Annotated in this window: 16 protein-coding genes; 11 read left to right on the top strand and 5 right to left on the bottom strand. The window is 30.1% G+C overall.

Features of this window, described 5'->3' with window-relative positions:
• The first annotated feature begins 73 nt into the window (after positions 1-73).
• Complete coding sequence (locus tag VIM70_RS14640; RefSeq protein WP_331946515.1) at positions 74-265, top strand: hypothetical protein; 192 nt, start codon at positions 74-76, stop codon at positions 263-265.
• A 126-nt stretch (positions 266-391) separates the two neighbouring features.
• Here the strand turns inward: VIM70_RS14640 and VIM70_RS14645 are convergent, their stop codons facing one another.
• Positions 392-2,383 (bottom strand): fructose-1,6-bisphosphatase, encoded by a 1,992-nt coding sequence (locus VIM70_RS14645; RefSeq protein ID WP_331946516.1) that lies wholly within the window; start codon positions 2,381-2,383, stop codon positions 392-394.
• Positions 2,384-2,620: 237 nt separating this feature from the next.
• Here VIM70_RS14645 and VIM70_RS14650 point away from each other — a divergent pair, with 237 nt between their 5' ends.
• From VIM70_RS14650 to VIM70_RS14660, 3 genes are all read left to right on the top strand, one after another.
• On the top strand, positions 2,621-3,637 hold the full coding sequence (locus tag VIM70_RS14650; protein WP_331946517.1) for a MarR family transcriptional regulator: 1,017 nt from the start codon (positions 2,621-2,623) through the stop codon (positions 3,635-3,637).
• A gap of 233 nt (positions 3,638-3,870) precedes the next feature.
• Positions 3,871-4,440 (top strand): LemA family protein, encoded by a 570-nt coding sequence (locus VIM70_RS14655; RefSeq protein WP_331946518.1) that lies wholly within the window; start codon positions 3,871-3,873, stop codon positions 4,438-4,440.
• A 16-nt stretch (positions 4,441-4,456) separates the two neighbouring features.
• The gene (locus VIM70_RS14660; RefSeq protein WP_414648718.1) at positions 4,457-5,323 is read left to right on the top strand and encodes a TPM domain-containing protein; all 867 of its coding nucleotides are present in this window, start codon (positions 4,457-4,459) and stop codon (positions 5,321-5,323) included.
• A gap of 390 nt (positions 5,324-5,713) precedes the next feature.
• Here VIM70_RS14660 and VIM70_RS14665 read toward each other — a convergent pair whose 3' ends face one another.
• Complete coding sequence (locus tag VIM70_RS14665) at positions 5,714-6,325, bottom strand: DUF4230 domain-containing protein (protein ID WP_331946520.1); 612 nt, start codon at positions 6,323-6,325, stop codon at positions 5,714-5,716.
• A 244-nt stretch (positions 6,326-6,569) separates the two neighbouring features.
• Between VIM70_RS14665 and VIM70_RS14670 the strand changes: the two genes are divergently transcribed.
• The 7 genes from VIM70_RS14670 to glgP all read left to right on the top strand — a co-directional run bounded on the left by VIM70_RS14670 (position 6,570) and on the right by glgP (position 15,379).
• Positions 6,570-8,240, top strand: a complete 1,671-nt coding sequence (locus VIM70_RS14670) for a proton-conducting transporter membrane subunit (protein WP_331946521.1) — start codon at positions 6,570-6,572, stop codon at positions 8,238-8,240.
• A gap of 12 nt (positions 8,241-8,252) precedes the next feature.
• Positions 8,253-9,182 carry a respiratory chain complex I subunit 1 family protein gene (locus VIM70_RS14675; RefSeq protein WP_331946522.1) on the top strand — a complete coding sequence of 310 codons (930 nt, stop codon included), beginning with the start codon at positions 8,253-8,255 and terminating at the stop codon, positions 9,180-9,182.
• A gap of 11 nt (positions 9,183-9,193) precedes the next feature.
• Positions 9,194-9,805, top strand: a complete 612-nt coding sequence (locus VIM70_RS14680; RefSeq protein WP_331946523.1) for a hydrogenase — start codon at positions 9,194-9,196, stop codon at positions 9,803-9,805.
• An 11-nt stretch (positions 9,806-9,816) separates the two neighbouring features.
• Complete coding sequence (locus VIM70_RS14685) at positions 9,817-11,277, top strand: proton-conducting transporter membrane subunit (protein ID WP_331946524.1); 1,461 nt, start codon at positions 9,817-9,819, stop codon at positions 11,275-11,277.
• Positions 11,278-11,288: 11 nt separating this feature from the next.
• Positions 11,289-12,725: a proton-conducting membrane transporter gene (locus tag VIM70_RS14690; protein WP_331946525.1), complete on the top strand. Its 1,437-nt coding sequence runs from the start codon at positions 11,289-11,291 to the stop codon at positions 12,723-12,725.
• A gap of 11 nt (positions 12,726-12,736) precedes the next feature.
• Positions 12,737-13,459: an NADH-quinone oxidoreductase subunit NuoB gene (gene nuoB, locus VIM70_RS14695; RefSeq protein WP_331946526.1), complete on the top strand. Its 723-nt coding sequence runs from the start codon at positions 12,737-12,739 to the stop codon at positions 13,457-13,459.
• Between the two features lie 300 nt (positions 13,460-13,759).
• Positions 13,760-15,379, top strand: coding sequence for an alpha-glucan family phosphorylase (glgP, locus tag VIM70_RS14700; RefSeq protein ID WP_331946527.1), 1,620 nt, complete (start codon positions 13,760-13,762; stop codon positions 15,377-15,379).
• Positions 15,380-15,496: 117 nt separating this feature from the next.
• Here the strand turns inward: glgP and VIM70_RS14705 are convergent, their stop codons facing one another.
• The 3 genes from VIM70_RS14705 to VIM70_RS14715 form a co-directional block, all read right to left on the bottom strand.
• A complete protein-coding gene (locus VIM70_RS14705; RefSeq protein ID WP_331946528.1) occupies positions 15,497-16,525 on the bottom strand; it encodes a branched-chain amino acid aminotransferase in 1,029 nt (342 codons plus the stop codon).
• 270 nt (positions 16,526-16,795) lie between these two features.
• On the bottom strand, positions 16,796-16,936 hold the full coding sequence (locus VIM70_RS14710; RefSeq protein WP_331946529.1) for a hypothetical protein: 141 nt from the start codon (positions 16,934-16,936) through the stop codon (positions 16,796-16,798).
• 128 nt (positions 16,937-17,064) lie between these two features.
• The gene (locus tag VIM70_RS14715) at positions 17,065-17,724 is read right to left on the bottom strand and encodes a RusA family crossover junction endodeoxyribonuclease (protein ID WP_331946530.1); all 660 of its coding nucleotides are present in this window, start codon (positions 17,722-17,724) and stop codon (positions 17,065-17,067) included.
• Between the last annotated feature and the right edge of the window lie 51 nt (positions 17,725-17,775).

A 17,775-nucleotide genomic window follows, 5' to 3' on the forward strand; every position in this document is an offset into this window, starting at 1 on the left:
TTAATATATTATATAATATAAAATACATAAAAAAATATATTTTCGGGAAAATAATACTGAAGGAGTGATGAAAATGGAAATGAATACTAGAGATACTATTATGAAAAAATTATTAGACGCACAAGAAAACACTAGAGATTATCAATCATTTGCAAGAGAAGTATCAGAAGAGGATGTAAGTAATACGTTTAGGGAATTTGCAGAGCAGTCTGCATTGCAAGCACAGAAATTACAACAATTGTTAAGTATGCAAGATCAAAAATAGTAATACTTTTTATTTTAAATAAGTAGAGAATAACTTATATATATTTCAAAAAATTAAAAACCAGACGGGTAATATCAGGCCCGCTGGTTTTTAATCTTAAGTATTAATGAACACTTTTTATAAAACTTATCGTTGTTCTTTAATAACACCTTTTCTATATGCTATTAGCAGGGATTCTAAATCTTTAATTTGTTCTTTGATTTCGTAGCCTACATCTGTGTCCATTACACGTATACGATTTGTGGATTTTTCTAGAACTATAGTCGACGATAAAATATCCTTACCTTCATCGATGGCTTTTTGCCTAGATTCGAAAGGTGCATGGGATGCTAAAAGTAACCCATAGGAATTATAAATAAGGGTATATCCCGCTATTCCAGTTTCTGGTTGATAAGCTTTAGAAAAACCACCATCAATAACTAAAAGTTTACCATTAGCTTTTATAGGACTTTCACCTTGTTTAGTCTTTACGGGGACATGCCCATTTATAATGTGCGAATCATTGGGGTTTAGTCCAAATTCCTCTAATATATTATTGCAAATATTTTCATTATCTCTAAATTTATAGTAGGGGTTCTTAATTTCTTTATGAGTACTTTTGTCATTTATAAAATACCTTTCAAAGGTAGCCATTTTGTCTTTTCCAAATAAAGGAGAATTACAACCACACCATAAATACCATATGGTATCCAGTGCATAAAGCTTAGAGGCTGAATCGGGTTTTTCAAAATATGCCTCTCTTGCCATTCGCTCAGTTCTATCTAAATAGGATTTCCCACTGTAAGTAATATTATCTATTTTAACCTTTTTAAAACTACCATCTTCATTAAGTGCAATACATCCATGATAAAGCAAATTAGAATTATACTTAGAGTACATACTACCTTTTGAATATAAAAACAGAATATGTTGCTGTAACTTTTCACTATTTGCAAAAGAAGATTTAAGTTTATCAATAAGCTCCCTTTCTTCTTCAGTTAATTTATATGGATCAATAGGGTCTATAGTTGGAAAATTAGTATCGTTCAATGTGTATTCTTTTCCATCAATGCTTATAGTGCCCTTTTCATAGTCTATTTGATTAAGAAGTAATCTTTGCTGCATTTCATAATGTGGACGCCTTTTTATTATCGCACCTTCAAGTTTAAATTGAATTATAGAAATGGCTTTATGCATTCGAGCCATTAGATCAAGGTCTTTTTCTCTATAATTATTTTCAGGAAAAACCTTAGGTTTAAAGGAAGTACAGGGGTCGTCATTATAAAAATCTAGTGCAAAGGTTGCTAGTGGCAATAAGTTAATACCATAACCTTCTTCGATTGTATCTAAATTTGCATACCTTGTGGAAATACGAAGGACATTAGCAATACTGCTTTCACAGCCTGCTGCTGCTCCCATCCAAAGTATATCGTGGTTACCCCACTGTATATCAATAGAATGGTATTTCATAAGACAATCTAAGATTATATGGGCACCAGGTCCTCTATCATAAATATCGCCTATAATATGAAGTCTATCTATAGTTAATCTTTGAATTAGGTTAGAAATAGCTACTATAAACTCTTTAGCTCTCCCAATTTTGACTATTGTTTGAATAATTCCATTGTAATATTCCTGTTTATTAAAGGTGCTTTGTTGTTCATGAAGCAATTCTTCAATAATATACGAGAAATCTGGAGGTAGTGCTTTCCTAACTTTGGATCTAGTATATTTAGAGGAAATGATTCTACAAAATTCAATAAGTTTATAAAGCGTAATTTTGTACCAATCATCTATATCCTTTTCTTCTCTAAGAGCTATTTCTAATTTTTGCTCTGGGTAATAAATGATGGTTGCAAGTTCTTTTTTTTCACTATCTCTAAGTGAATTACCAAAAATATCGTTAATCTTCCGTTTAATTACACCTGAAGCATTCCTAAGTACATGACTAAAGGATTCATATTCACCATGAAGATCTGATAAAAAATGCTCAGTTCCCTTAGGCAAATTTAGGATAGCTTGTAGATTTATGATTTCCGTACAAGCATCTGGAATTGTAGGATACTTGCTAGCCAATAATTTAAGGTATCTCAAATCTTCTTCTACAGTATCAATAGATGTCTCACTAGAAAATAGCATTTTTGACTCTCCTTTTAATTGCAATAATTTTATTAGCATAACTTCATTTAATATAAAGGTTACAATTATTATTATAATACATTATGGTGTATTGTAAAACTAAAATATATATATTTTTATAGGTAAAATCCTTTTGTTGATTTGGTATATTTTTTTTGTTACAATATATTGAATGATGTAAGCTACAGGAAATTAATATTTCATGTAGTTGCGAGCTATCATATAAGGGGAAATTTTATGGAACAAAATGAATATTTGTTTAATATACATTCGTTATATAATCTAGCAAGATACGCTTTTTTAAAAATTGAATCTAATTACGCAAGAACTGTTGAGATAACCGGTATAACGCTTCCACAGCTTAGAATCTTATGGATTATTAAAGTGTTCCCAGGAATTTCACTTAGCAACGTTGCGAAAATAGGATGTTGGACTTCACCTACTGTTAGTAATATGATTAAAATTATGATGCGTAAAAAATTTATTTTTAAAGAAGAAACTATCAATAAAAAGGTATATAAATTTCAATTAACAGAAATGGGTAATTTGTTTATTAATATAAATAAACAAAATAAAGAAAAAAAAATTTATCTTTTTGACTTAATAGGATTATTTTCACATGAAGAATTAGATTTTATGATAGATATTTTCACTGGAGTTATAATAAAAGAGAACAAAGAGTTTATTTTTGATTATATTACTAAAATAAATGAAATGAACCTGAAAATTGATTTAACAGATTATGATAAAAATACAGTTAGTATAATAAAAAAAACAATTAGTGTATATAATCTTTTAAGAACATTCATATTAACTATTAAAACTAATCATTGTGGACCTCTTAAGGAATTTAATGTAACTTATGCTCAACTTAGAGCTTTATGGATTATTGATACATTTCCAGGGATTACATCAAGTGAACTTAGTGAAATTAGTTTTTGGTCACCCTCTACCGTTCATGTAATAGTAAAGAATTTAAATAGTAAGTATTTTATTCATAAAGAAAAAGCTTTAATAAAAAATGCCCATTACTTATATATAACAGAGCAAGGGGAAACTTTAATAATAGAAGATTATAATAAAAATCAAAAAACTTTATTAATCTTTGAAGAATTGAAAGGTATAAGTCTAAAGGATATTTCAAAATTAAATTTCCTTTTATTGAGAATGAATAACAGATTACGTAATTATAAAACAGAAGAATACGTAAAAAAATCTTTTGCTATTATTGAAAATAAATCATTATTAAATTAAAAAATAAAAATTATTTATTTTTCCATGCTTATTATAAATATTATTAATTATACTATAAATTAAAAAATATTTTTTTGAAACAATACATAATTTTAAAGAATAAATAGCAAATTAGTATAGTAACCTTATTGAATTCATAACTTATAATATAAGGGAAAATTTGCTTAAATAATTAGATAGATTAAGTAGCTAATAATTGTTATATATTATAAAAATAGAAAGGTGGTATAGTGATGAGTAAGACGTTAAGAACCTTTGGAATTGTTGTAGCAATAGTTCTAATAATAACAATGCCTATTATTGGGGGTTACAATAAGATAGTTACATTAGATCAAACTGTGAAGGTAACAGAGGGAAACATAGATGTTCAATTACAAAGAAGGTCAGATTTAATTCCAAATCTAGTGAACACAGTGAAAGGTTATGCATCTCAGGAAAAAGACATTTTTATAGCAGTAGCTGATGCCAGGGCTAAACTTGCAGGAGCTAAAACCATACCAGATAAAGCTAAAGCGGATAGTGAACTTGGAGGTGCAGTTTCAAGGCTTTTAGTAATAGTAGAGAACTACCCAGCTTTAAAATCCAGTCAAAACTTTAAGGATTTAACTGTAGCATTAGAAGGTACAGAAAATCGAATAGGCACAGCAAGGCAAGATTATAATACAAGTGTTGGGGATTACAACAATACAATTAGAAAGTTCCCTACCAAAATTATCGCAGGGGTTTTTGGATTTGGTGAAAAGCCACTTTATAAGGCTAGTGAATCTGCCAAACAAGTACCCAAAGTTGACTTTACTAAGTAGGAGTTAGAAAATGAAGATGTATATAAAAAGAAAAATTAGTAATGTATCACTTAATGGACCTACAAAAAAAAAGATTAAACTGCGAATCTTATTTATAGGTTTGATAAGCATATTTTTACTAGGTCAGTTATCAAATATAAACACAGTAAATGCACAGATTAAATATCCTAAAGCTACTGAGTTAAAATATGTTAATGATTACGCTAAAGTTATAGATAGTGAATCTTCACAATATATCTTGTCAGTAGGTAAGGAATTGGAAACTAAAACAGGGGCGCAGGCAACTGTTGTGGTTATAAATTCTTTAGAGGGAGTACCAATTGAATCCTATGCTACTGGAATTTTTAGAGAATGGGGACTTGGACAAAAAGGAAAAAACAATGGATTATTAATTCTATTATCCTTAAAAGAAAAACAGTGGAGGGTAGAGGTAGGTACAGGGCTTGAAGGTGCAGTTACTGATATATACTCTTCTAGGGTAATGAATGATTTCGCTGTTCCAAAATTTAAGCAAAATAAATATGGAGAAGGTCTTAGGGCAGCATATTCAGTTTTAGCTGATAATATTGCTAAAGAATACAATGTAAAATTAGACAAGAATGTTACCGTTCCACAAAATATCCAAAGTTCAAACGTTTCAACTAAGGGGAGTGGAATTCTAGTAATAGTATTTATTGGATTCGTTTTTCTTGACTTTATTCTTAACAGAGGAAGAATAACTAGATTTATGATAACATTGCTATTTTGGAGCTCAATTTTTGGTAGACGTGGCGGAGGAAATGGTGGAGGTTTCGGAGGCGGAGGTGGCTTCGGAGGTTCCGGCGGTGGAGGAGGTTTTGGAGGAGGTTCATCAAGCGGTGGAGGATCCTCAGGTGGATATTAATTTATTGATTTTGTACAATTAAATATTAAAAAGCAGAAAACTTTAAATGTTTTCTGCTTTTTTTTGTGGGGTTTATTGATATTTATTATTTCCATATATGCCATCCATACTAGATACATCTTAACGTAAATGCGATTATAGTATGAAGTTTCTCCGGGAGTGGCAATAAATAAGAAGAGCAGAAACATTGAAATTTCATTTAAAATTCTTCTTTTGTAAATATAAAATTCTCGTGAGCCTGACTGGAAGGAAGGCTAGCGAACCGGCGAACGCCGAATGTGAGTGATAGTGAATTTTATATTTTCAAAAGTTTAGAATTTCTTAATGGAATTTCACGTTTCAAACTCTTATTTAGTGCCACCAGGAGAAACTTCATAGGTGGCACTTTTTTTATTTAAAGATTATTGTTACATTTTTAAAACCCATATCTAATAGAATACCTTGCATAAGCAATTTAGCGTTAGCGTTAGCTTCATCCAAAAATTCTGTTTTCAATAAATTGACTTCAACCTTTTTTTTCTCAGTACTGAGTTCATCCATCATATCTTGCATACTAAGTTTATTAAACATTGAAGATTTCTCATCATAAACAAATAAATCTTCACTATTTATAACATCATCTAGAATCTTAGATTTTTTTAAAGTTATAATGATTTTTTCATTATTAACAATAACATCTAAATCTTTTAAATCTACGCCTGCTTTAATATAACCACTATATTTTATTATAAAGGATTTTTCAGTAAATGGAATTAAATAATCCTTATACTTTATACTGTTTTTTATAGATAATATATTAGAATAATTATACTTTATTGTAGCAAGTTCTGAAATCTTTGACAATCTGGCAGCGATAACAGTAGAATTAATAACTTTATCGTTGTTAATATTGTTTGTAATCAAATAAAGCATCACAGGTGAGAGCATAATGCATAAAAAAACAATTGGAAAAATGAATTTGATTTTATGTTTAGCAAGGTTACTAACTGATCTTAAATACATACTAAAACATCTCCTTATAATATCTAATATACGAACGATTAGTTAAATTTAGTTGTTAACATACGCAAAGTAAGGTATAATAAAGTGTTCCATTTCAATATTCGAATGATAACTAAATATATCTAGGAGTTGATAATACTTGTTACATTTAATTAATTTTCAAAAAGATTGGCTTTCGCTATATTTTGTATTCATTATAATCTTAATATTTATACCAGTAGCAATTTACACCAAGGGCTACATTATGGAATATAAGAAACATTACTCGGCAAAGTATATGTTGATTTTAATAGGCTTATTTGTAGCCTCAATGATTGGGGTTGTAGTTTCTAATAATGCCATAAGTTTTCTTGTTTTTTGGGAACTTATGTCTATAACATCATTTTTCTTAGTAATTTACGAATACATGCATAAGGAAAATTTGAAAGCAGGCATATTTTATTTTGTTATGACTCATATAAGCGGACTATTTTTAATGATAATGTTTGCTTTCTTGTATAAATATACTGGAAGCTTTGATTTTAGTGAAATTCTTAAGTTTTCAGCGGATTTCTCATCTAAACAAAAGTACATTATATTCATACTTGCACTATTTGGATTTGGTGCAAAAATGGGTATTGTTCCACTACATGCATGGCTCCCAAAGGCCCATCCTACAGCACCATCTAATGTTTCAGCTTTGATGTCAGGGGTAATGCTGAAAGTTGCTTTATATGGTTTTATAAGAGTAATATTTATTTTTCTTGGAAGTACGCCACTAATTTGTGGAGTTACAGTACTAATAGTGGGAACCATTACTGCAATCTTTTCAATTTTAAACGCATTATTACAAAATAATATAAAGAAACTATTAGCATATTCTAGCGCGGAAAACATAGGACTTATTTTTGCTGCACTTGGAATATCAATGATATTAATAAATTATAATTTATTAATGATTGCATCCCTGGCACTAACTGCAGCGTTGCTTCATTGCCTCAATCATGCAATTTTCAAAAGCCTGTTATTTCTAAATGCAGGAAGTGTATTATATGCAACGGGAACCAAAAATATGAATGAACTTGGCGGACTACATAAAAGTATGGAAGTAACTGCAATTTGTACATTTATTGGTACCTGTGCTATTTCAGCTGTGCCACCATTCAATGGTTTTGCAAGTGAAATTCTAATACTTAGGAGTTTTATAGAAGCAATAACAATGGTTAGCAATATTTGGATTATAATATTGATTTTTAGTTGTGGCATTATTGTAGCATTGACAAGTGGAGCAGCCTTTTATGCAACTGCAAAATCTTTTGGAATTACTTTTCTTGGGAAGCCAAGAACTAAAAAAGCTGAACATGTAAAAGCTATACCAATATCCATGAACATTGGGCAAGGTATACTTGCTGTGCTTGCTATAGTTACGGGTGTATTTTCACCATTCATAATAAGCAAAATATCTTATTATACTAATAATTTATTAGACATTAGTGGGAAAAATCCTAGTTTTGAAAATGAAACTGAAATAATAATATTCACAATGATATTAATTATTATCACATTTATTTTATATATGTTTAATAGAGTAAATTCTATAAACAAAAATGGAGAAATTAATGATACGTGGGCCTGTGGTTATAGTAGCGACAAACCTTATATTCAGTACACTGGAAGTGGATTTGTTCAACCTGCAGCAAAGATTTTCGGAATTATTGCAAACTATAACAAAAAAGTAAATTTCAAGAAAAATATTAGCATAAGTCAAACTACTAGTGATATTGTAGAGGACTATTTATATAAATCCAGTTTAAAAGTAGTTAACTACTTAACAACAAAGATACTTAAAATTAATTATGGGAAAATTCAATTACACATTTTGTATATCTTCATATCATTAATAACTGCACTTGTTTTAGTTTTAAAATTTGTGTAAGGAGGAATTCATTTGAAATATAATTTATTTTATTTTTTTCAGAGTACATTGATTATAGTTTTATCACCATTATTTATAGGAATTTTAAAAAAAATGAAGGCAACCCTTAGGGGGTATAAAGGCGCATCTATTGTTCAGCCTTATTATGATTTAAGCAAACTACTAAAAAAGGGAAGAGTAATATCAAATAGAAGTTCTTTTATAACAACTATTGGTCCAATAGTTATACTTGCGGCAGCTATAACAACGACTTTTTTCATTCCTGTTTTTTACACAAGCATGGAAAATACGATAGGTAACTTATTTATTGTTATGTTTGCGTTTGGAATAGTGAAAATTTTTACAGTACTAATCGGACTTGATAGCTCAAGTACATTTGGTGGAATGGGATCCAGTCGTGAATCTTTTATTTCAATGATGGCAGAACCTTTAATATTCTTTTTAATTATTTTTTTATATATTGAAACAAAAGATTTTAATGTTTTTCATATTTCGTTTATTAATAGCAAAATCGTACACTATGATACGGCGCACCTTATTGCTATGGTAACTTTTAGCGTTGGTATACTTGCTGAAAATGCAAGAATCCCATTTGATAATCCAGAAACACATTTAGAGCTTACCATGATGCATGAAGCAATGATATTAGATTTGTCAGGTAGTGATTTAGCATACGTTGAACTATCCTCATATATTAAACTAATTGTTTATTTGATTGTTTTAATTAATTGTTTTGTTCCTATTGGAATTGCAACAACATTTACGGCATTATCTTTGTTCATAGGTTTTATAGCCTTTATATTTAAACTTTTATTTTGTTTACTAGGAATTGCAATTATAGAGACAACTCTTGCTAAATCAAGATTATTTAGAGGCGCTGAATTGTTTCCAGCCATGATATCTCTTGGTATTGTAGCAATTACTTTAATCTATATTTTATAAGGAGAGAGATTATGATAGAGGCTTTACTTACAATTATATTAATATCTAGCATTTTTATGTCTGGAGTTAGGCGTATTAAACTAATTACGGCAGGATTTATATTTCAATCAGCAGCTATTGGATTAATAGTATTAAAACTGGGTTATGAAACAGGAAAAGTGGATTATTATATTTTAGGTATTTTAACAATAGTAACAAAAGTTATTATAATACCTCTAATAATCAATAAATCTGTAAAGAAATTAAAGATAAATAGAGAAATGGAGCTAATAGTGAATGGATTTGTTTCTTATATTATAACTGGAATAGGGATAATGATAGCTTTTGGTCTTTTAAACAAAAGCCAAGACAATTTTCTGAAAACCGGAATTGCTCTATTTATTATAGGCGTTTTACTTATGGTCGCAAGAAAAAAAGCTATTACACAAATGATAGGATTTCTAATATTTGAAAATGGTATTGTACTTTTTGAAACATCATTATCCAAAATGTCTCTTGTAATTGAGGCGGGGATAGTATTTGAAGGTTTAATGTTAGCCCTTATTATGGGGATAATGATTTTTCATATAAATAGGACCTTTGATTCAATAAATACAGACTTTTTTGAAAATCTAAAAGAATAGTTGGTGAAAAAATGTATATTATAGTACTTGGTATTTTGTTCTTATTTATGATAGTAACCCCCTTAATTTTAAAAAATCTGAAAATTACTGGATTTGTTACAATATTTGGAGCTGTATTAGTTTTAGGTATTGTGTTTAAGATTATTACGCTAGTTTCAGGAGGTAATCCCCTTAGTTATTTTAATGAATTCTTTTATATTGATAGTTTAAGTGTTGTGCAGCTGTTAATTACAGCTAGCATAAATATAATCGTGAGTATTTACTCTTATAAATATATTGGAAATGAAATAAAGGAGAAAATAATTTCCAATAGAAGAGGAAAATTTTACTATTTTTTATTTAATTTCTTTGTGTTATTTATGATGTTTATTGCACTAACCAATAATATTGTTGCAATGTGGATAGGCCTTGAGGGAACAACTCTTACAACAGCATTTTTGATTGGATTTAACATTAATAAAAATTCATTGGAATCCGCATGGAAGTATATTATTATTTGCTCAATTGGTATAGGTATTGGTTTAATTGGTATTCTTATTTTTGTTAATGCTTATAGTAACCAAGATGGAAGTGATGTACTTAAATGGTCCCATCTTGTTAAAAATTCAAATCCACAAAGTACTTATGCTATTAAAATAGCCTTTACATTAATATTTGTAGGAATTGGTACAAAAGCAGGTCTGGCACCTATGCATACATGGCTTCCAGATGCTCACAGTGAAGCTCCATCACCAGTTAGTGCAATGATGTCTGGGGTTCTTCTAAACCTCGCTCTATACGTTATTTTGAGGTTTTATATAATAACAAAACATATACCAGGGCTTCAAAATACTAAATGGTTGTTTATAATTTTTGGTTGTGTGTCGCTTATAATCTCATCTTTTAGTATTTTAAGACAACTTAACTATAAAAGAATGCTGGCATTTTCCTCAGTTGAAAACATGGGAATTATAGCGTTAGGACTTGGAGTTGGTAGTAAAATTGCAGTATTTGGTGCACTATTACATTCATTAGTCCACGCTTTCGGAAAGTCTATGTTATTCTTAACGGCAGGAAATATACTAAGTGCATATAAAACAAAACGTATAGATAAAATTGATTCACTAATAAAAACTATGCCAATAAATGCTGTATTTCTTATTTTGGGAATGCTTGTTATTACTGGAGCACCACCATTTCCAGCTTTTTTTAGTGAGTATTACATAATAGTAGGAACTGTTGAAACTGGGAATTATATTATCACTGCATTGTATAGTTTTTGTTTACTATTAGTTTTCGCAGGATTTTTGAGGGTTTTTATTAAGATAGTTTTTAATACTGAACCTGGTGTTAAATATGCTAAAATGGAAGTAGATAAAGAAAATACTTTGCCTTTAGCTTTATGTTTTGTTTCGATTATTATTATGAGTTTATTTATGAATGGTTATTTGTCTAATATGATAAATAATGCAGTTTCAATTATTTGTGATTAGGAAGTGAAAATATGAAAATAACAGAGATTATAAACAGTCTAGAGGAATTAAATTTTGATCTAAAATATGAAGTTAAAAATAATAATGAGTTATATGTTACAGTAAAAGCTGACCAAATCAGAAAAATTGTACTTATTTGCGTTGAATTGTATAAATTTAATTATATTTGTGAATTTTCATTAGAAGAGAAAGAACGATCAATAAATTGCGTGTTTTCAAACAGTAAGCAGGGGTATTATGTAATTTGCAAATATGTTACACAAAAAGAGCCAATTGATCTTAGTAACATAATTTATCAAAGCAGATTATTTCAAAGAGAAATTAATAAAGATTATGATTATAAGGTTAAAGAAGTTTCAGGTACTGGTGCATATCAAGTTGCAGTAGGGCCTGTGCATGCAGGAATAATCGAACCAGGGCATTTTAGGTTTAGTGTTATGGGTGAACCAATAGAAAATCTTGAAATAAGGCTTATGTACAAATATAGGGGAATAGAAAAGCAATGCGCCAATATAAATGCAAATTCTTTAAATCTTATGTTTGAGCGGGTGTCAGGTGAATCCACCGTAGCTTATGGCGAGGCATATGCAATCCTTGTAGAAAAGCTTCAGGAAGCAGAGGTAAGTAAAGAAATTAAGGCTTTTAGAACTGTTCTTTTAGAACTTGAAAGAATATATAATTATTTGGATGATTTAGGGGGGATTGCTAACGACATAGGTTATAGTTATGTAGCCAAAAAATTTGGATATTTTTCAGAAATTATTCATCAATTATGTGAAAGAGTAAGTGGGAGCAGGTTTATGAGAAATGCCATAGTTCCACTTGGAATAAATATTGATTTTGATGAAAAGAAAAAGAATGATATTATAGAAACGCTGCAAGGCCTTAAATCTCGGATAACTAGTATATTTAAAATGAGTGTAAATGCAGTTTCGTTTTTAGACAGAGTAGAAGATGCAGGAATGGTAAGTCGCGTTATAGCTAAGAAGCTATGTATGACTGGTGTGGTAGCAAGGGCATGTAATTTAAAATATGACGTTAGAGTAGCATTTCCATATGAGCTATATAAAGAATTAAAAAAAGGTATAAATATAGAAACAAAAGGTGGAGTTTTTGAAAGGTATAAATTGAAAGGTCTTGAGCTTAAAGATGCTTTTGATTTTATAGAAAAAGCTCTGACTTATATAAATACTGATATAAAAAGAGATAAACCAGAAATTTGTTTAAAAGAGGGACTGGAGGCAATAGCTTCTGTTGAAACAGTGAAGGGCGAGCTAGTAGTTTATGGAATGACCGGAAAAGAAAATAAGTTTAGTAGAATTTATTTTAAAACTCCTTCCTTTACTAATTGGGCAGGTGTGAGTGAAGCAGTTCTTGGAGAAATTATCCCGGATTTTCCTCTTATTAATAAAAGCTTCAATATGTCTTATTCTGAGAATGATAGGTAGGGAGTATTAAAATGAACAATATATTTGATAGAATAAAATATGGAACCGAAACAATTAAAGATCCACTTAAAAATAATGAGTTTTCTTATGGAAAGATAATTGCTAAAGAAAATGTTTGTAATAATTGTGGGAAATGCACTAGCATATGCCCGGTGGACGCTATAAAAATAAACACTGTTGAAAATTGTAAACATCTAGTAATTATCGACAACAAGAAATGTATTTACTGTAGAAATTGCGTTGATATTTGCCCGAAATCTGTTTTGGAAATGTCATCTGATTATAAAATGGCAGAATTAGAGCTTGCGGGCAATAAACTTCGGGAGAAGATTTATAAAACATTTAAGAGATCGCTTGTACTTAGAGTAGTAGATACTGGTTCTTGTAATGCTTGCATGTCGGAACTTTCTGCCATCCAAAATACCTTTTATGATATTTCAAGGTTTGGAATTAATGTTGCGGCGTCTCCAAGGCATGCAGATGGACTTGTGGTAACAGGCATAGTTACTATAAATATGAAAGAAGCACTAGAGAAGACCTACCAAGCGATGGCTCAGCCTAAAATAGTTATAGCTGTTGGAAGTTGCGCATATGATGGAGGAATGTTTAAAGCGGGTGAGGGAGTTTATGGTGTACTAAAAAATATCATTCCTGTGGACTTAGTAATTCCAGGATGTCCTCCTTCTCCTCAGGCAATTATTTTTGGCCTTCTTAAATTGATGGATAAAATTTAAAAAATAGAGAAGTTTCTAATTTATAAAAATTGTAACTCATTAAGCGTCAAATTGTCCTTATCTTAAATAGTGGACAATTCGACGTTTCATTTTTTAAGATTAATTATTATAAATAAATTTTGAATCTTTATAAATTACATTAGAAAATTATTTGTGCAAACGGTTGCATTAGTTTTTAAAATTATGTATAATAATTATAAAAGGTACAGTTATAATAAAAGCTAAATTTAAAAACAATGGAAATCAAATTAATTATCTGATATTGGGTGGTATTAAAGATTAATATAGGAGGCGAAGTTAATGGATATTAGTAATCTTCCAAGAGTTGCTTATTTTTGTATGGAGTATGGACTTCATTCAGATTTTAAAACTTATGCAGGGGGACTAGGAATACTTGCAGGTGATCATCTAAAAGGAGCAAAGGATTTAAATTTACCGCTGGTGGGAATAGGACTTAAGTGGAAACAGGGATATACTGAGCAATTTATAGATGAAAATGGAAAGGTATTTGATACATATCATAATTATGATTATGATTTTTTAGAAGATACAAAAGTGAAAGTAACCGTTAAAATTCGAAATTTAGACATTGTATGTAAAGTTTGGAGATTAGAGGAATTTGGGAATAATCCAATATATCTTTTGGATACTGATATACCAGAGAATAGTGATAAGTGGATAACGGGGCAATTGTATGGTTGGTTTGGAGAAGAAAGAATTGCTCAAGAAATAGTATTAGGTATTGGTGGAATAAAGGCTTTAAGGGCTTTAGAACTTCCTATAGATGTATATCATTTTAATGAGGGGCATGCAGTGCTCGCAGCTACGGAGCTTATTAAAGAAAAAATGCAATCAGGATATAGTTTTGAGGATTCTTGGAATAAAACTCGCGAAGAAGTGGTATTTACAACTCATACTCCAATAGTTGAAGGCAATGAATCTCATGATGTTAATAAGCTAGAGTATATGGGAGCATTTAATGGATTAACTAGGCAACAAATGATTAGATTTGGTGGAGAGCCATTTAATATGACCATAGCAGGACTTAGGCTTTCAAGAAAAGCTAATGCCGTAGCGCAGCTTCACATGGAAACTGCAAATAAAATGTGGAGAACTGTTGCTGGAAGGTCTGAAATTATTGGTATAACTAATGGAATTCATAAACCATCTTGGGTAGATAATAGAATAACTAAGGCCTTTGAAAATAATGGAGATCTTTGGGATACTCACATAACTGTTAAAAAGGAATTATTAGAATTTATTAAAGAAAGGACGGGTGCTACACTTTCTGCAGATAAGTTACTTATTGGATTTTCAAGAAGGGCTGCACCTTATAAGAGAAGTGATTTAATATTTACAAGTGAAGATATTATTTCACCACTTCTTAAAAGTGGAAAAGTTCAAATTGTATTCTCAGGGAAAGCTCATCCTCTCGATGATATTGGAAAAGAAATAGTAGCAAAACTTGTAAGCATGATGAAGAAATATCCAAATAGTGTAGTGTTTTTAGAAAATTATGATATGAATATAGGAAGAATGCTAACTAGAGGTTCAGATATTTGGTTAAACAATCCAAGAAGACCTTTAGAAGCCAGTGGAACCTCGGGAATGAAAGCTGCAATGAATGGTGTGCTTAACTGTTCTATTCTAGATGGTTGGTGGCCAGAAGCTTGTAATGACGGTGTAAATGGTTGGCAGTTTGGTGACGGTGTAGGTCTTGATGATTTATCGGAAGTAGAGCTAGATAAACATGATACAAAAGCTCTCTATGATACTTTAATAAATAGAGTTATGACTACTTACTATGAAAATAGAGAAAATTGGATAGAAATGATGAAAGAAAGTATTAAAACTACAAGTTATGAATTCTCAGTAGAGAGAATGTTAGATGAATACTATAACAAGATGTATATAAAGTAAAAAAATATTATATGAAATTAATAGCGAATAGATGGTAACCTTATACCATCTATTCGCTATTTTTAATGTTCTATTTAATTAAAGGTTTGAAACTGTTTTGTATTTACATGTAAATTATTAAACTATTTTTACAATCCATCCGTCAGGTGCTTTTACATCTCCAAACTGGATACCATAAAGAGTATCATAAAGTTTTTTAGTAACTGGACCTACTTCTGTTTCACTGTGGAAAACATGAAGAGTACATTTGTATTCTATACCACCAATAGGTGTTATTACGGCAGCAGTCCCACATGCACCTGCTTCCTTAAATTCGGAAAGATTACTTATTAGAACATCTCTCTCTTGTACATCCATTTTTAAATATTCTTTAGCAATATGCATTAACGAGTATTTAGTAATACTAGGAAGTATTGATGGTGATTTTGGAGTTACAAATATATTGTCATTAGTAATTCCAAAGAAGTTTGCAGCACCAACCTCTTCAATTTTTGTATGAGTTGCAGGATCAAGGTAAATACAGTCTGCAAAACCTTTTGATGCAGCGTGTTTATGAGCGAGAAGACTTGCGGCATAGTTTCCTCCAACTTTTACATCTCCAGTTCCATGAGGTGCAGCTCGATCGTATCCCTCAGATGCCATAAAGTTTACTGGAACCATTCCACCTTTGAAGTAGGGACCTACTGGGCAACAGAATACTCCAAATAAAAATTCAGGAGCTGGACCTACTCCAAGGTTATCCCCAATACCTATTACATATGGCCTAACATAAAGAGTTGCTCCAGTTCCGTATGGAGGAACAAAAGCTTCATTTGCTTTAACAACTTGCTTGCAAGCATCAACAAATTTGTCAATTGGAATTTGAGGCATGAGAACTCGATCACAACTGTTCATCATACGTTTGGCATTCTCAGTAGGCCTGAACAATTGGATGCTACCATCCTTTGTGCGATAAGCTTTTAAACCCTCAAAACATTGCTGACCATAATGAAGAGATGTTGAAGCTTCACTTATAGAAATATTGTTATCTTCAACTAAATTTCCATCGTCCCATTTGCCATCTTTCCATATAGAAATATAACGTAAGTCCGTTTTGCTATAAGCAAAACCTAATTTACTCCAATCAATGTTAACATTTGTGCTCATATTTATTCCTCCTATTATTATAAAAGTTTTAATTCACGATTAGTATATTTCATGCGACATTAGAAAGATGATAATATATTCTAAATGTTACAAAAATTCGTAGAATCTTTAATATGAGTACTATTATAACATAGAATATGTATGACAATAGTATTATCAGTATTTTAATAAATTGAATTCAAAATAGTTTTACAAAGAAAAAAAAATTGCATTAATAAGATAAAAACACCTTTAATGCAATTTTTTTTATTCATTTTATTAAATTTAATATTACTTTAACTCTTCAGGAGTATTTTTTTTATCTTTGACCTTGTTATTGATATCATTTAAAGCTTTAAAACTCGTACTGTTTCCCATGTTAGATATAGCATCATTAACCTTTTTATTTTTTGTTTTCTTATTTGTGTTCATTGATTACATCCCCTTTCAAATTTTGCTTTGTTTATATTAATAGCATAGCCAGATTTTTTTGTAATATGTATATATAAAAAGTAACAGACAAGTCATTTTGTGCTTGCAAAATGACTTGTCTGTTACAATTAAAATAATTTCTTAAAGCAGTTTTTGCATAAGGTAGTTTTACCCTTGTTTGTAGAAAGGCGATCATCCGGTGATACCGGTTTTCTACATATTTCACATATAAATTTTGAAGTGGAATTACAAAGTGGAGAGGGTTTTGTTTTATTTACTTTAGTTTTTATTGTATTTGTTTTAGAACCCAAGGTATTTTTTTTATTTGAGGGTGGATCATAATTTATAGCTTGTACTTTTTCATCTCTTTGATTTATAAAGTAATTCATAGAGTATGTACTTTCTCCGAAAAGTTCTAATTCAAATCTCGGATTCTCCGCACTATAAAACTCCTCGATAATAAGTCTTGTAACTTGAGCATCATTTACAATAAGACCACTTTTCTCTATACCATCGAAAATGCTTTTTGTTATGTTATTTGTATCAGGGTGTCTTTTTATACTTTTATAATAAACCTTTAGAACGGCAATAAGAGATTCTGTTAAAAAAACATTAGAATTTTGAATTCTACATTGATAAGCAATTTCTTCTTCATACAAGGCATATCTATCATGGTATTTTCCAGAGTTATAAGGCAAAATAGCTCTTCCATTCATGTTGAAAAGTTTGAAATTAGATTTCGAAATAGGCGAGCCTTTTATTATTACCTTTGCATAGGTGTAACTCATATGTTCCTCCTAGAATCTGTTATAAAATAGATAATTTCATATATATAATTA

The sequence above is a fragment of the Clostridium sp. genome, from assembly GCF_036569345.1.
Classification (GTDB): domain Bacteria; phylum Bacillota; class Clostridia; order Clostridiales; family Clostridiaceae; genus Clostridium_AD.

What these genes read in the sequence shown, in the direction of transcription:
- VIM70_RS14690 (WP_331946525.1), top strand. Translation starts at nt 11,289, where the DNA reads ATGAAAATAACAGAGATTATAAACAGTCTAGAGGAATTAAATTTTGAT.
- VIM70_RS14640 (WP_331946515.1), top strand. Translation starts at nt 74, where the DNA reads ATGGAAATGAATACTAGAGATACTATTATGAAAAAATTATTAGACGCA.
- VIM70_RS14665 (WP_331946520.1), bottom strand. Translation starts at nt 6,325, where the DNA reads ATGTATTTAAGATCAGTTAGTAACCTTGCTAAACATAAAATCAAATTC.
- VIM70_RS14715 (WP_331946530.1), bottom strand. Translation starts at nt 17,724, where the DNA reads ATGAGTTACACCTATGCAAAGGTAATAATAAAAGGCTCGCCTATTTCG.
- VIM70_RS14670 (WP_331946521.1), top strand. Translation starts at nt 6,570, where the DNA reads ATGGAATATAAGAAACATTACTCGGCAAAGTATATGTTGATTTTAATA.
- VIM70_RS14645 (WP_331946516.1), bottom strand. Translation starts at nt 2,383, where the DNA reads ATGCTATTTTCTAGTGAGACATCTATTGATACTGTAGAAGAAGATTTG.
- nuoB (WP_331946526.1), top strand. Translation starts at nt 12,737, where the DNA reads ATGAACAATATATTTGATAGAATAAAATATGGAACCGAAACAATTAAA.
- VIM70_RS14685 (WP_331946524.1), top strand. Translation starts at nt 9,817, where the DNA reads ATGTATATTATAGTACTTGGTATTTTGTTCTTATTTATGATAGTAACC.
- VIM70_RS14660 (WP_414648718.1), top strand. Translation starts at nt 4,457, where the DNA reads ATGTATATAAAAAGAAAAATTAGTAATGTATCACTTAATGGACCTACA.
- VIM70_RS14680 (WP_331946523.1), top strand. Translation starts at nt 9,194, where the DNA reads ATGATAGAGGCTTTACTTACAATTATATTAATATCTAGCATTTTTATG.
- glgP (WP_331946527.1), top strand. Translation starts at nt 13,760, where the DNA reads ATGGATATTAGTAATCTTCCAAGAGTTGCTTATTTTTGTATGGAGTAT.
- VIM70_RS14650 (WP_331946517.1), top strand. Translation starts at nt 2,621, where the DNA reads ATGGAACAAAATGAATATTTGTTTAATATACATTCGTTATATAATCTA.
- VIM70_RS14705 (WP_331946528.1), bottom strand. Translation starts at nt 16,525, where the DNA reads ATGAGCACAAATGTTAACATTGATTGGAGTAAATTAGGTTTTGCTTAT.
- VIM70_RS14655 (WP_331946518.1), top strand. Translation starts at nt 3,871, where the DNA reads ATGAGTAAGACGTTAAGAACCTTTGGAATTGTTGTAGCAATAGTTCTA.
- VIM70_RS14710 (WP_331946529.1), bottom strand. Translation starts at nt 16,936, where the DNA reads ATGAACACAAATAAGAAAACAAAAAATAAAAAGGTTAATGATGCTATA.